Raw genomic sequence first — 13,468 nt, forward strand, 5'->3', positions numbered from 1 at the left:
TGTAATGAAAGATTCGATTAAAGATACGTATGATAAATTAGCGAGTACATATAAAGAAAATCTAGATTTCGCAAATCCATATAACAGTTATTATGAAAGACCGGCGATGATGGAGCTTATTCCAAAGGAACTAGAAGGAAAAAAGATACTAGATGCTGGATGTGCAGCTGGATGGTATACTTCTCAATTCATAAAAAGAGGAGCAAATGTTACAGCAATTGATGTAAGTCCTGAAATGGTAAAAGCAGCAAAAGAAAATATAGGAGAAGAAGCAACGTTCCTTTGTCATGATCTGCAAGAAACATTGCCATTTAAAGATAATACATATGATGTGATTGTAAGTTCATTAACTCTTCATTATATAGAAAATTGGAATCAAGTATTTCAAGAATTTCGTCGTGTATTGAAGCCAGGTGGAGAACTTATATATTCTATTCATCATCCTTTTATGGATTTCACAAAGTTTCCATGTGAAAATTATTTTGAAAAACAGTTATTAATAGATACTTGGGTTAAACCGAATATTACTATTGAAGTCAAGTTTTTAGAAGATCATTACAAGACATACTAAATGAAACTACAAATTATTTTGTATTAGAAGAGATAGTAGAACCGAAGGCAATTGAAAAAATGAAAGAAGTAGACGAAAAATCATATTATTATCTAAATACGAATCCACATTTTCTTATCATTAAAGCAACTAATAAATAGCTAGTAAAATAACTTTGTTTTACTAGCTATTTACAGTTTTACATTACATATTAGGGACTTTAAAATGAATACGAAACGAAATAGAGTAGTATATGCACTATTTACTATAGTTGTTATTATTTTAGGTCTTAGCTCAAGAAAGTTTTCTTTTGCACTACCACATCTATTAAATGATTACTTAGGCGATGCTTTATGGGCATTAATGATTTTCACTGGCTTTGGATTTTTGTTTCCTAAAACAGAGACGAAGAAGTTGGCTTTTATTAGTTTAATGTTTTGCTACGGGATTGAAGCGAGCCAATTGTATCATGCGGAATGGATAGATAGCATGCGTGCAACGACTTTGGGCGGACTCGTGTTGGGATACGGTTTTTTGTGGAGTGATTTAGTGGCCTATACAATTGGTGTTGGAGTGGGAGTACTGTGTGAGGTTATTTTTCGGAAGACATAAGAATTGTAAAAGGGGTATTTGTAAATGGAACAAGCACTGGAAATTGCAAAGTTTTGGTTTCAAAATGAACATGTCACAGCTACTGTAATTCAACAAAAAGTAGCGAAGGTTATATGCAAGAATAAAGAGTATATTTTAAAGAAAACAGGATCAATAAAGCAACTTCTAGTTGAATTCGATGTTTTGAAGCAACTGTATGAAAAGGGAATTAAGGTACAGAGAGTAGTAAAGACAGAAAATGATGAACAATATGTATTATATAAAGAAAAATATTATTGCTTATATGAGTATGTTGCCGGAAGTGTTTTAGAAATAAAAGATACGAATAAGCTGGAAAGGCTAGCAAGTACAATTGGAGAAGAAATAGCTAATCTGCACAAAGCATTACATTCGGTGAATAGTGACCATGAGTTAATAAAAAGAGATTTATATAAGATGGTATTTGAATGGGCTATACCGATTTTAGAAAAGAATGAGTATGTTCATCGAGAGGTAATTCAAAAGATGGAGCGAATGCACGCAGCTTTCAAGGAAACAGTCCATCCATTACCGAGACAAATTATTCATCGTGATATGCATCTATCAAATGTAATCTTTAAAGATGATAAACTGGAAGGGTTTATAGATTTTGAGATTTTAGAAAATAATGTAAAAATATTTGATTTATGTTATTGCTGTACAAGTATATTAAGCGAGCTATTTAGTGATGAAAGATTAAGAGGGAAATGGTTACATATCGTTAGCAAAGTCTTTGAAGGTTATTATAAACAAAATGATTTAACGAAAGAAGAACTACAAGCCATTTGGTATGTTATGCTTTCAATTCAAATTATCTTTATTGCTTATTTTGTCCAGTTACCAGATTCATTAAAGTTAAATGAAGAAATGTTCTTCTGGATTTTCGCTAATAAGGAAACTATTGAAGAAGTTATAGAAGGTATCGTAAAGGTATGAAAAAAATAATATTAATTGGTTCTGGTGGTTCAGGAAAATCTACATTAGCAAGGCAGTTAGGAAATAAATTAAATATTAAGGTGCATCATCTTGATGCATTATTTTGGAAACCGAATTGGGAAGGTGTTCCGAGAGAAGAACAAATAACAGTTCAAAATAACTTAATTAAAGATGAGAAATGGATTATTGATGGGAATTATGGCGGGACGATGGGTATAAGACTGAATGCAGCTGATACAATTATCTTCCTTGATATTCATAGAACAATTTGTATTTATCGTGCTTTTAAAAGAATTGTAAAATACCAGAATAAAACAAGACCAGATATGGGCGCGGGATGTGAAGAAAGATTTGATTTGCAATTTTTTAAATGGATATGGGAATATCCTAATGCTAAACGACCTACAATTTTAAAAGGGTTAGAGCAATTGCCGGAAGAGAAAAAGGTTATTGTTTTAAAATCTCCAAATGAGGTTCGGAAATTTTTAGAGCACATATAATTATAGAATGTAACACAAAAATTCTTTGTGAATCTTACCGATTAGTTTAATAAAACTAATCGTTTTTTATTATGAAAAATTTAACGCTTTTTGAAAATTGTATTTTGTAATGAGTATATGACTTTAATTTCATATAAAATGAACGTTTGGAGGAATAGAAAATGACTAACGATTTAATTCAACTAATCGATTCATTAATGGTCAATATTCCAGCTGGAGAGGTAGTATTAAGAGATGATCGAATAAAAAAAGAATGGCTAGTACAAATTCAACCATTTCTTCTTGCAAAGTATGCTGTAACAATGGAACTATATGATGCTATTACAAATAGTACATTAAATAATTTTGATAAAAATCATAAACCAGTTGTCAATATTTCATGGAAAGATGCCATTGCGTTTTGTAATGTACTTTCAAAAAAAGCGGGATTAAAAGAATATTATTCTATTAGTGATGGTGGTCAAATTGTGAAATGTAATTTAGATTCAAATGGCTACCGATTACCATCTGAGGTGGAGTGGCAATATGCATGTAAAGCAAGTACAACCGGATATACATACGGGAAACTTCATGATATAGCGTGGTATAATGAAAATTCAAATGGAGAGATTCATGACGTTGGCCAAAAAGAACCGAATGCATGGGGACTTTATGATATGCTAGGGAACGTTTGGGAATGGTGTTATGATTTGTATGATGAAACAGTGTACGGATCATACCGCATTTTTCGTGGTGGTAGTTGGGCTGAAACAGCGAGAGGGTGCGGCGCTACTTGTCGTCGTCGAAGCCATCCTACATTTCATATAGATGATCTCGGTTTTAGACTTGCTAGGTCAATTTAGTAGGAACATGATACGAACAGCTAGGAAAAGAGTATGGAGAGAATCCGTACTCTTGCCAACATAGAAATGATTTAACGTAAGGAGTGTTTATTATGGCGCGTGTTTTATTTATTAATGCTGGATCAGAAGGACATATAAATCCAACTTTACAAGTTGTAGATGAATTGATTTCTCGTGGTGAAGAGGTCGTTTATTTTTCAATAGAAGCTTTCAGGGAGCGGATTGAGAAGACAGGTGCTACTGTACGAACGATTGATGATCAAAAATTTATAAAAGCGTTTCTATCTGGAGGCAGAAATTATTTACAGGAAAGAATAAATGGCCTTCTACATACAGCGGATATTGTCATACCTAGCGTTCTAGAACAAATTGAAGGTGAACATTTTGATTACATAATTCATGATTCTATGTTTGGCTGTGGCCATTTAATTGCTCAAATCCTTAAACTTCCAGCCATAAATTCATGCACATCTTTTGCGCAGGATGAAAAATCCTTTGAGCAAATGTTAGGTCATCTATCAAAAAATATCCCAGTAGAAATTTATGATAAAATACAGAATGATTTTCAAAACTTAACGAAGGGAATTGCTGAAAAATATGGTGTTGAAATAAAATCATCGTATGAAGTTTTCTGTAATCCTGCACCCCTTACTATTGTATATACAATTAAGGAGTTCCAGCCTTTTGGTGATACGTTTGATGAAACATATAAATTTGTAGGACCATCTATCTCTGCACAAATGAAAAACAGAGACGTTGATTTTACTTCAATTGAAGAAAAAAGTCCGCTTTATATTTCATTAGGTACTGTTTTTAATGAAGCGATTGACTTTTATAAACTGTGTATGAAGGCCTTTGAGAATAGTGAGCATACAATTGTTATGTCTATTGGTAGTAAAACAAAAATAAGTGATCTAGGCGAAATTCCTAAAAACTTCATTGTGAAAAACTATGTACCCCAAACTGAGCTGCTTACATATACGAAACTATTTATTACACACGGCGGGATGAACAGTGCGCATGAAGGACTGTATAACGGGATTCCGCTCGTTGTAATACCGCAAAGTGCAGATCAGCCAGTAGTCGCAAAGCAAGTGGAGAGTCTTGGAGCAGGAATAAAATTACAAATGCAAGGATTAACTGCGGATCAACTAAGTGAAAGTGTAGAAATGGTATTAAATAATCCGTCATTTAAAGAAGTTGCTTTGAATTTGAAGAAATCTTTCCAAAAATCAGGTGGATATAAGGAAGCTGTTGATGAAATTTTTATATTTGTAGGTCAGTGAAAAAATGAAATTATACATTAGAAAAGCATCTAAATAGGATGCTTTTTATTTAACTTTATAATTTTATTTTTAATATCTAGTATGGTTAAAACTAAGGCACTGAGAGATATAAGTATAAGAATAAAAGTTAACCAGTTAAATGTATTGTCAATTATGAAGTAAAGATGATAGATAAATATATTCGAATTTTATTTTAAAATGTTAGGACTTAGTTTTACATGTTAGTAATAATTTCACTGTTTCTGCACAACTTCTGCACATACTCAGGTAATTTCTATGTCATGATATATTCATAAAGTGAAATATTTCATAAGAAAAATATAATTTCACTGCGGTGTATGCATAATTCACACATACATCGGTACAAGTTTGTCTCTTGTTATTCTTTTACATCAAAGCCCACATTCCACTACAAAGTATAACAAGAAGGAGACATGAACATGAATAATCGATTTTTAAAACAACTACAAAATATGAAAATGAACAAAAAAAGTTTAGGAGCTGTAGCATTAACAGCTGGAATTATTAGTACGACACTTATTCCTCAAAATGCTTATGCGCACGGTTTTGTTGAAAAGCCCGGTAGCCGATCCGCTTTATGTAGTTCAACTTATGGTGCGCTAAATGTAAACTGTGGAAGTGTTATGTATGAACCACAAAGTTTAGAAGCTCCAAAAGGTTTCCCACAAGGTGGTCCAGTAGATGGACAAATTGCTTCAGCAGGCGGAAAATTTGGTGGTATTTTAGATCAACAAACAGCAAATCGTTGGTTTAAAAATACAATCACTGGTGGGGAAAATACATTTACTTGGAAGTATACTGCGCCTCACTTAACGAGTAAGTGGCATTACTATATTACTAAAAAAGGATGGAATCCAAATAAAGCGCTAACAAGAGCAGATTTTGAACCAATTGGAACTGTACAACATGATGGTTCTGCAGCTTCAAATAATTTAACTCATAAAATCAATGTACCTACTGATCGTAGTGGATATCATGTGATTTTAGCAGTATGGGATGTAGCTGATACAGCAAATGCATTCTATAATGTAATTGATGTTAATCTTATTAATGATGTGAAACCAGACATAGAAGCGCCAAGTATTCCAAATGGACTTCAGACGCAAAAAGTAACAGCAAATAGTGTAGAACTAACATGGAACGCTTCTACGGATAATGTAGGGGTAAAAGGATATCAAATCTTCCGTAACGGAGAGATGATTGATACAGTAATAGGCACTCATTTTATTGATAAGAAATTACAACCAAGCACAGAATACTCTTATACTGTAAAAGCAATTGACGCAGCTGGCAATGTATCGAAGGGAAGTACAGCGCTTACAGTAAAAACAACAGTTGAGATTCCAGATACAGAAGCACCAACACAACCAAAAGGATTACATAGTATGGGAACGACAGCGTCAAGTGTGGATTTAATGTGGAGTCCATCTGACGATAATATTGGTGTAGACCATTACGATATTTATAGAGAAACAGAAGGATCAATGAAAAAGATTGCAACATCCAATACAACTTCTTATATGGATAAAAATCTGCTCGCTAATACTACTTATAAATATGTAGTAAAAGCTGTTGATGTAGCTGGAAATGAATCCGTACAGAGTGATATATTCACAATTACTACAAAAACCGAAAGCGCTTCATATGAAGCGTGGGATGCAAAAAAAGCATATAAAAAGGGAGATAGAGTTCTACACGAAGGAAAAGTATATGAAGCAGTCCAGAGTTATCAAGGAAATGGTGATCCGAACTGGATTTATGCATTATCATTATGGAAAACAGTGTAAGCTTTACCTAGATATGAACTAAGAGATGATGGGCTTTGATTTCAAAAGAGAATCTGGAGAATTCACTTTTCTATTTATAAAAAAGGGTAGTGTATGAATACATAAGATTCATATACTACCCTTTTTATTATGATAACATTTTCGTCATAAGTATATGCGGAATGCCATCTTCCATAAATATATCAGAAGAAGTTTCATAACCTAATTTTTTATAAAATCCTTCAGCTTGTGTTTGCCCGTGTAGTTTCACTTTTGTAGCTTGTTCGTTACGAGCAATTTCTTCTAACGTTTGAATGATGACTTTACCTAATCCGTATGTACGATAATCTTTTAAAATGCAAATACGTTCTAATTTTCCGACGCCATCAACAAATCGTATACGCCCTGTACCTACAGGAAGCTCATGATAATAAACTAAAATATGTTTACATTGCTCTCCGATTTCATCGAATGTATCGAATTCATCTGTAAGAGGAACACCTTGTTCTTTTACAAATACTTCTTTTCGAATATGAAAGGCAGTTTCTAAATCAGCAAGTTCTGTTATAAGTTTGGATTGCAAAATGTTCAGTCCTTTCTAGTGTAATCTGTTTGCGTTTTCCTAGTATATCATAATAAAGCACTATTAAGAGAAGAAGAACATACTAAAAAGCCAACTTTAAAAAGTTAGCTTTTATTACAATTTCTTTATCCCATTTTTAGTACCAATAATTGCTGTACTCGTCATACTTATAAACAACCCTGTTTCAACTACACCAGTAATCATTTTTAATTGGGTGTGTAAATGGACAGGATTAGAAATATGATTAGGGAATATACAATCGATAATCATGTTATTGTTATCGGTTATATAGGTTTCATTGTTTTTCAAACGTAATGTTGTTTGACATCCTAAAGACTGAATTTTATTTTCGGTTTGTTTCCATGAAAAAGGGATGATTTCAATAGGTAATGGAAAAGTACCTAAATGTGTTACAAGTTTCGATTCATCAGCAATGATAATTAGTTTTTTAGAGGAAGAGGCAACGATTTTTTCACGAAGTAATGCACCGCCACCGCCTTTTATAAGTTGTAAATTTGAATCAATTTCATCCGCTCCATCAATTGTAAGATCAAGACTTTGTACGTCGTTTAACGAAATTAGGGGGATATTTAGTTGCTGTGCTAATGCTTCAGTTTCCTTTGATGTTGGTACAGCTTGAAATGATAATCCTTCTTTTACACGCTCACCTAATTTTTGTATTGTCCAATATACAGTAGAACCTGTACCAAGCCCAATTTTCATGCCATCGTTTACAAAGTTAGCAGCATATTCGCCAGCGAGCTGTTTTAAATTCATCGCTTTACTCCGCCGGACGTGGCCCAGCATCAAGACCTGAATTTTCAACTGTAAGTACCGGACGAACGACTATATCTTTATGTACACGCATTTGACAAGATAATCGTAAATGATCTTCAATTCCTTTTTCCGTCATTGCATGTTTCTCATTCGCACTCGCTTCACAGAAATCACCTGCTAGTATTTCTACTCTACAAGTTGTGCAACGTGCATTCCCGCCGCAACGATGAAGAATGTTGACACCGCTATCTTCAATTGCTAATACTAACTTTGTTCCTTCTTTCACATCAAAAGTTCCCGCACCTTCAATTGTTAATTTTGGCAAATTTGTTCCTCCTCACGTAAAATTGTACATAACATATTTATGACCGCGAATTATTGAACATAAACATTATTTTTTTATATCCCCGTAACTTTTTTTAATGTTGAATCGTTTATTAAGTAAGCGCTGAAAAGGAGTGGTTATTTTGTGCACAAAAGTAACTCATGTTTTAAAGAACCCTATCGATATGAATCATTCAAATATAAACTTTTTAATTGAACAATATGGAGAGTTAAAAAGATACTGTACTTTTTTAACGAAAAACAAATGGGATGGGGAAGATCTCGCCCAAGAAACAGTGTGTAAAGTGCTTCAAAAATATAGAAATAAAGATATTTGTATGACACTCGTCTATAAAATAGCAAGAAATCGTTGGTTAGATCAGATAAAGTCTAAGTCTGTTCATGAAAAAATAAGAGAACAAATCACTTTTGAAGAACCACATGAGAACATTGCAGATTTGCATGAAATGGTAGGGAAAGTATTGTCTTCATTAAATGTACAGCAATCCGCAATTTTATTATTAAAAGATGTTTTTCAATATAGTATCGCTGATATTGCTAAAGTGTGTTCTGTATCAGAAGGTGCAGTAAAGGCTTCTTTATTTCGGAGTAGAAATAGGCTGAAAACTGTAAGTGAAGAAGGGATTGAGATAGTCGAATTCACAGATGATATGGAAGTTGTAGTAACGTCTATTCGAGAAGAGAGACCGGAATTATTAACGAAACTGCTTCCGTCAATAGATTTTACTAAGTTACCATCTAAACAGTCAGTGTTATTATTTAATGTGAAAAACCCTTCTTCCTACAGTTGTATGCTTTGCGCAGCATAACAAGTATTGGAGGGATTTAAAATGAATGCAATTCCATATGTAGTAGAACAAACAAAATTAGGAGAACGTTCCTATGATATATATTCAAGGTTATTAAAAGACCGTATTATTATTATCGGCTCAGAAATTAACGATCAAGTAGCGAGTAGTGTCGTAGCGCAATTATTATTTTTAGAAGCAGAAGATGCAGAGAAAGATATATTCTTATACATCAATAGCCCCGGCGGTTCAACGACAGCAGGTTTTGCAATATTAGATACGATGAATTTAATTAAACCAGATGTGCAAACACTGTGCATGGGCTTTGCAGCATCATTTGGTGCATTGTTATTATTATCAGGTGCAAAAGGAAAACGGTTTGCGCTCCCTAACAGTGAAATTATGATTCATCAGCCGCTTGGTGGTGCACAAGGGCAAGCAACAGAAATTGAAATAACTGCGAAAAGAATATTGAAGTTAAAGCATGATATTAATAAAATGATTGCAGAAAAAACAGGCCAACCGATTGAAAGAGTAGCACATGATACAGAAAGAGATTATTTTATGACTGCAGAAGAAGCGAAGGTATATGGGATTGTAGATGATGTTGTTACGAAAAAATAAGATGAAAAAGGCTAGAGGATATGTTAATTCTCTAGCCTTTTTATTAATCCTTTACCCATTCATTAACTAGCGCTTGATTGTTCTTAATCCATTTTCGTGCCGCTTCTTCGGAATCTTTCGTTTTATTTAACTCGACCATTAATGTACCAAGCTGCTCATCGTTCATTTTCCATTTATCAAAGTATTTTATGATATCCGGGTGATCTTTTTCGAAACCTTTACGAACGGAGTAATAAATGTCATCTTTTTCACCATATACTTTCTTAGGGTCTTTTAAATATTTTAAGTCAAATTCTGAAAAACCCCAATGCGGATTCCAAAGCGTAACAGCGATTGGTTTCTTTTTTGTATATGCTTTCTTTAGTTCACTCATCATCGCAGCTTCAGAAGATTGGACAAGTTTTAGTTTTATATCATATTCTTTCATTGCTTTATTCGTTAAATTCATAAGACTACTACCGGGTTCGATACCGACAATTTTATTATCTAGTTCATCTTTATGAGCATTTAAATCTTCGATACTGTTTATGTTTTTCATATAAGAAGGGACGACTAAACCTAGTCCAGTACCTTCGTACCATTTTGATTTTAAGACAATATCATCTTTATAACGATCGTTTAGCGGTTTATCTGTAACTGGTAGCCATACTTCTAAATTCGCATCAACATCGCCACGAGCGACACCAGTCCAAATTGCGGCTTTTTCTAAATACATGAGCTCAACTTTGTAGCCTTTTTCTTCTAATAAAACTTTCCACATGTTTGCAGTTGCAATATTTTCTTTCCAACTTGTTACACCAAGTTTAATTTTTCCTTTCGAATTTGCATTTGTTGCATTACATGAAGTGAAAATCATAGTAATAAATAATGCAAGGCATATAAACCAAATTTTCTTTCGCATCGAAAACCTCCTAAGTAACGTTTGCCTTATAAAATAAATGTATAAGTAAGCATTCTTATTATGAACGGAAACGAGAATTTTAAAGAAATCTTATGAATGTCATTTTTATGTAATATTTCTTTGTAAAATCGCAACACTATGTGAATAGATGGGTAGAAAAGGAGTAGTGACATGGATAATACAAAGGTGCGTGTTGAAAACGTAACAAAAGTATTCGGGAAACATCCGCAAAGAGCCCTTTCCTTATTAAAAGAAGGAAAAAGTAAATCGGAAATTTTAAAAGAGACAGGAATGAACGTTGGGGTGAAAAAAGCAACGTTTGAAGTTTACTCTGGAGAGATTTTCGTTATTATGGGTTTGTCTGGCAGCGGGAAATCTACGCTAGTTCGTATGTTAAATCAATTGATTAAACCAACTGCAGGTCATATATACATAGATGGTGAAGACATCGCAACGATGGGAAAAGAAGAGTTACGGAGAGTAAGAAGAACGAAAATGAGTATGGTATTTCAGAAATTTGCTCTATTTCCGCATCGTACAGTTATACAAAATGTTGCATATGGTTTAGAAATACAAGGAGTTCCGGTTGAAGAGCGAGAGAAAAAAGCGTTAGAATCGCTACAGTTAGTAGGACTCGATCATCATAAAGATAATTATCCAAGTCAACTTAGTGGTGGTATGCAGCAGCGCGTTGGAATCGCAAGGGCACTAACGAATAATCCAGATGTATTACTAATGGACGAGTCATTTAGTGCATTAGATCCACTTATTCGAAAAGAAATGCAAGATGAATTGTTAGAGTTACAAGATAAAATGGAAAAAACGATTATATTTATTACGCATGATTTAGATGAAGCGCTTCGAATTGGAGATCGTATTGCATTAATGAAAGATGGAGAAATCGTCCAAATTGGAACGCCAGAAGAAATTATGATGAGCCCCGCAAATGAATTTGTAGAAAAGTTTGTTGCGGACGTGAATTTAGGAAAAGTAATTACGGCTGAGTCTATTTTAAAACGACCAGAAACTTTATTAATTGATCGTGGACCTCGTGTGGCTCTTCAAATTATGAGGAATGCAGGCGTCTCAACTGTATATGTTGTAAACAAAAAGTATGAGTTTTTAGGTATATTAACTGCGGATGATGCGAGTAAAGCAGTACAAAAACAGTGGCCGATTGCTGATTTATTACTTAATGATATTCCGCATGTGTATTTGGATACTTTACTGGAAGAGACATATGCAAAAATGGCAGAGATGAAATATCCCTTACCAGTAATCGATGAGAAGAAAAGGCTAAGAGGAATTATTAAACGTGAAAGTGTCATTCAAGCTCTTGCAGGAAACATTGAGGAAGAGGTGAAAGACGATGAATAGTATACCACGTATTCCATTAGGGGAATGGGTCGACTCATTTGTTGCAAGTTTATATGAGCACTTTGAAGGCTTATTCCGAGGGTTCTCTTATATTATCGGCGGATTCGTTGATTTACTCACTAATTTTTTAACAATAATACCAGCCATATTGATGATTATCATCCTTTGTTTCCTTATTTGGTACACAACGAGAAAAGTATCTTTAGTCATTTTTACACTGATCGGGTTATTATTTATTTTAAATATTAACTACTGGGCACAAACGATGCAAACATTATCACTCGTACTTACTTCCGTTATTATTTCAATTATTGTCGGAATTCCAATTGGGATATTAGCATCTCAAAATGAGCGTTTCTCAAAATTTTTAAAACCAACGTTAGATTTTATGCAAACAATGCCGGCTTTCGTATATCTTATTCCCGCGATTACATTTTTCGGAGTAGGTGTAGTACCCGGGATTATTGCATCAGTAATCTTTGCAATGCCACCGACAATTCGTTTTACTGATTTAGGAATTAGACAAGTTCCAGAAGATTTAATTGAAGCAGCGAATGCATTTGGATCCACTGCATCACAAAAACTATTTAAAGTACAATTACCACTTGCAACCGGAACAATTATGGCTGGTGTGAACCAAAGCATTATGCTTTCGTTATCGATGGTTGTAACAGCATCACTTGTAGGAGCTCCAGGACTTGGAGTTGATGTATATCGCTCTGTAACACAAGTTAATATCGGAATGGGCTTTGAAGCTGGATTAGCTATCGTAGTAATCGCAATTATATTAGACCGTATTACACAAGGGTTCCATACGAAAAGAAAATAATGACCAAAAAACACACTTTTATAATACAAAGTGTGTTTTTTATTGCATCCAGATCACATACGAACGATAACAGAACCTCCAGCTGGTGCGCAAACTTGGTTTTGTTGTTGTTCCATTGATTTGATGAATTGATTATTTTCCTCGATTAATGAGATTAATTTAGTTAATTGATTTTCAAGACTTGCGATACATTGCATCATATATTGTGAATCATGATGCAATGTATTCCTTACAGGATGGGGGGAACGATTCCAATGAGGATGCATTTGAATCGTTCCCCCTTCAATAAATTACGGATCTTTCTTATAGTAAATGCCTATATATATTTAATGGTTACTTGAAATTTTTTCATTATAAAAGGAGTATGTACAGAAAATGGAAAATATTATATATGAAGTTAAAGTGCATTTTTTGAAAAGATTCAAGCGAGATAGTGCGTATATTAATACATTTAAGTGAATGCATGTTGTTTAGGGAGAAATGATGGGAGGAGATGCAATTTTGGCTAAAAATAAAAAAAGAAATGATGCTTTGGCAATAGGTGTCGGTATAGGGGTTGTAATTGGTGTATTTCAAGGGCACTTTACAAATAATTTAGTAATCGGAATTGTGATTGGGATTATAATTGGGATTGCGTTTTTGAAGAAATAATGAGGTGTAAATTCGTTTCAAAAATTGCTGTATCAAAAGAATGAAAATTCGGAATACAAAAC

General features: G+C 33.7%; 16 protein-coding genes and 1 pseudogene. 12 read left to right on the forward strand and 5 right to left on the reverse strand.

The window, feature by feature from the left end; translation table 11 throughout:
* The first annotated feature begins 4 nt into the window (after positions 1 to 4).
* From IQ781_RS02090 to IQ781_RS02120, 7 genes and pseudogenes are all read left to right on the forward strand, one after another.
* Positions 5 to 711, forward strand: a pseudogene (locus IQ781_RS02090) (class I SAM-dependent methyltransferase).
* 64 nt (positions 712 to 775) lie between these two features.
* The gene (locus IQ781_RS02095; RefSeq protein WP_078386549.1) at positions 776 to 1,162 is read left to right on the forward strand and encodes a ribosomal maturation YjgA family protein; all 387 of its coding nucleotides are present in this window, start codon (positions 776 to 778) and stop codon (positions 1,160 to 1,162) included.
* 24 nt (positions 1,163 to 1,186) lie between these two features.
* Positions 1,187 to 2,116: a phosphotransferase enzyme family protein gene (locus tag IQ781_RS02100; protein ID WP_078386550.1), complete on the forward strand. Its 930-nt coding sequence runs from the start codon at positions 1,187 to 1,189 to the stop codon at positions 2,114 to 2,116.
* On the forward strand, positions 2,113 to 2,616 hold the full coding sequence (locus IQ781_RS02105; protein WP_000720558.1) for a DNA topology modulation protein: 504 nt from the start codon (positions 2,113 to 2,115) through the stop codon (positions 2,614 to 2,616). The genes IQ781_RS02100 and IQ781_RS02105 overlap by 4 nt, the downstream gene beginning before the upstream one ends.
* Positions 2,617 to 2,777: 161 nt before the next feature.
* A complete protein-coding gene (locus IQ781_RS02110; RefSeq protein WP_078386551.1) occupies positions 2,778 to 3,458 on the forward strand; it encodes a formylglycine-generating enzyme family protein in 681 nt (226 codons plus the stop codon).
* A gap of 92 nt (positions 3,459 to 3,550) precedes the next feature.
* Positions 3,551 to 4,744: a macrolide family glycosyltransferase gene (locus tag IQ781_RS02115; protein ID WP_078386552.1), complete on the forward strand. Its 1,194-nt coding sequence runs from the start codon at positions 3,551 to 3,553 to the stop codon at positions 4,742 to 4,744.
* Positions 4,745 to 5,184: 440 nt separating this feature from the next.
* A complete protein-coding gene (locus IQ781_RS02120) occupies positions 5,185 to 6,552 on the forward strand; it encodes a lytic polysaccharide monooxygenase (protein WP_078386553.1) in 1,368 nt (455 codons plus the stop codon).
* 127 nt (positions 6,553 to 6,679) lie between these two features.
* Here IQ781_RS02120 and IQ781_RS02125 read toward each other — a convergent pair whose 3' ends face one another.
* The 3 genes from IQ781_RS02125 to IQ781_RS02135 all read right to left on the reverse strand — a co-directional run bounded on the left by IQ781_RS02125 (position 6,680) and on the right by IQ781_RS02135 (position 8,216).
* Positions 6,680 to 7,114 carry a GNAT family N-acetyltransferase gene (locus tag IQ781_RS02125; protein WP_065212632.1) on the reverse strand — a complete coding sequence of 145 codons (435 nt, stop codon included), beginning with the start codon at positions 7,112 to 7,114 and terminating at the stop codon, positions 6,680 to 6,682.
* A 114-nt stretch (positions 7,115 to 7,228) separates the two neighbouring features.
* Entirely contained in the window at positions 7,229 to 7,891 is a 663-nt protein-coding gene (rpiA, locus tag IQ781_RS02130; RefSeq protein ID WP_001049992.1) for a ribose 5-phosphate isomerase A, read from the reverse strand.
* A 4-nt stretch (positions 7,892 to 7,895) separates the two neighbouring features.
* Complete coding sequence (locus IQ781_RS02135; protein WP_001125388.1) at positions 7,896 to 8,216, reverse strand: 2Fe-2S iron-sulfur cluster-binding protein; 321 nt, start codon at positions 8,214 to 8,216, stop codon at positions 7,896 to 7,898.
* A gap of 142 nt (positions 8,217 to 8,358) precedes the next feature.
* Here IQ781_RS02135 and IQ781_RS02140 point away from each other — a divergent pair, with 142 nt between their 5' ends.
* Complete coding sequence (locus IQ781_RS02140; protein ID WP_139846761.1) at positions 8,359 to 9,045, forward strand: RNA polymerase subunit sigma-70; 687 nt, start codon at positions 8,359 to 8,361, stop codon at positions 9,043 to 9,045.
* A gap of 21 nt (positions 9,046 to 9,066) precedes the next feature.
* On the forward strand, positions 9,067 to 9,648 hold the full coding sequence (clpP, locus tag IQ781_RS02145; protein ID WP_000991613.1) for an ATP-dependent Clp endopeptidase proteolytic subunit ClpP: 582 nt from the start codon (positions 9,067 to 9,069) through the stop codon (positions 9,646 to 9,648).
* A gap of 43 nt (positions 9,649 to 9,691) precedes the next feature.
* On the opposite strand, the gene IQ781_RS02150 is transcribed toward clpP, so the two are convergent.
* Entirely contained in the window at positions 9,692 to 10,549 is an 858-nt protein-coding gene (locus tag IQ781_RS02150) for a glycine betaine ABC transporter substrate-binding protein (RefSeq protein ID WP_139846762.1), read from the reverse strand.
* A gap of 171 nt (positions 10,550 to 10,720) precedes the next feature.
* On the opposite strand from IQ781_RS02150, the gene IQ781_RS02155 reads away from it, so the two are divergent.
* Together IQ781_RS02155 and IQ781_RS02160 are read left to right on the forward strand one after the other, a co-directional pair.
* Complete coding sequence (locus IQ781_RS02155) at positions 10,721 to 11,926, forward strand: quaternary amine ABC transporter ATP-binding protein (protein WP_000370606.1); 1,206 nt, start codon at positions 10,721 to 10,723, stop codon at positions 11,924 to 11,926.
* The gene (locus tag IQ781_RS02160) at positions 11,919 to 12,755 is read left to right on the forward strand and encodes an ABC transporter permease (RefSeq protein WP_001084765.1); all 837 of its coding nucleotides are present in this window, start codon (positions 11,919 to 11,921) and stop codon (positions 12,753 to 12,755) included. Before IQ781_RS02155 ends, IQ781_RS02160 begins: the two co-directional genes overlap by 8 nt.
* A gap of 53 nt (positions 12,756 to 12,808) precedes the next feature.
* On the opposite strand, the gene IQ781_RS02165 is transcribed toward IQ781_RS02160, so the two are convergent.
* Positions 12,809 to 13,021, reverse strand: a complete 213-nt coding sequence (locus IQ781_RS02165) for a hypothetical protein (RefSeq protein ID WP_065382618.1) — start codon at positions 13,019 to 13,021, stop codon at positions 12,809 to 12,811.
* A 217-nt stretch (positions 13,022 to 13,238) separates the two neighbouring features.
* On the opposite strand from IQ781_RS02165, the gene IQ781_RS02170 reads away from it, so the two are divergent.
* Positions 13,239 to 13,406 carry a glycine zipper domain-containing protein gene (locus IQ781_RS02170; protein WP_000508401.1) on the forward strand — a complete coding sequence of 56 codons (168 nt, stop codon included), beginning with the start codon at positions 13,239 to 13,241 and terminating at the stop codon, positions 13,404 to 13,406.
* The last annotated feature ends 62 nt before the right edge of the window (positions 13,407 to 13,468 follow it).

It is taken from the genome of Bacillus sp. N447-1 (assembly GCF_022701035.1).
Lineage (GTDB): Bacteria > Bacillota > Bacilli > Bacillales > Bacillaceae_G > Bacillus_A > Bacillus_A cereus.

Excerpts from the sequence above, each read along its gene's own strand:
- rpiA (WP_001049992.1), bottom strand. The coding sequence starts at position 7,891 with ATGAATTTAAAACAGCTCGCTGGCGAATATGCTGCTAACTTTGTAAAC.
- IQ781_RS02115 (WP_078386552.1), top strand. The coding sequence starts at position 3,551 with ATGGCGCGTGTTTTATTTATTAATGCTGGATCAGAAGGACATATAAAT.
- IQ781_RS02105 (WP_000720558.1), top strand. The coding sequence starts at position 2,113 with ATGAAAAAAATAATATTAATTGGTTCTGGTGGTTCAGGAAAATCTACA.
- IQ781_RS02165 (WP_065382618.1), bottom strand. The coding sequence starts at position 13,021 with ATGCATCCTCATTGGAATCGTTCCCCCCATCCTGTAAGGAATACATTG.
- IQ781_RS02095 (WP_078386549.1), top strand. The coding sequence starts at position 776 with ATGAATACGAAACGAAATAGAGTAGTATATGCACTATTTACTATAGTT.
- IQ781_RS02150 (WP_139846762.1), bottom strand. The coding sequence starts at position 10,549 with ATGCGAAAGAAAATTTGGTTTATATGCCTTGCATTATTTATTACTATG.
- IQ781_RS02160 (WP_001084765.1), top strand. The coding sequence starts at position 11,919 with ATGAATAGTATACCACGTATTCCATTAGGGGAATGGGTCGACTCATTT.
- clpP (WP_000991613.1), top strand. The coding sequence starts at position 9,067 with ATGAATGCAATTCCATATGTAGTAGAACAAACAAAATTAGGAGAACGT.
- IQ781_RS02170 (WP_000508401.1), top strand. The coding sequence starts at position 13,239 with ATGGGAGGAGATGCAATTTTGGCTAAAAATAAAAAAAGAAATGATGCT.
- IQ781_RS02100 (WP_078386550.1), top strand. The coding sequence starts at position 1,187 with ATGGAACAAGCACTGGAAATTGCAAAGTTTTGGTTTCAAAATGAACAT.
- IQ781_RS02155 (WP_000370606.1), top strand. The coding sequence starts at position 10,721 with ATGGATAATACAAAGGTGCGTGTTGAAAACGTAACAAAAGTATTCGGG.
- IQ781_RS02110 (WP_078386551.1), top strand. The coding sequence starts at position 2,778 with ATGACTAACGATTTAATTCAACTAATCGATTCATTAATGGTCAATATT.
- IQ781_RS02120 (WP_078386553.1), top strand. The coding sequence starts at position 5,185 with ATGAATAATCGATTTTTAAAACAACTACAAAATATGAAAATGAACAAA.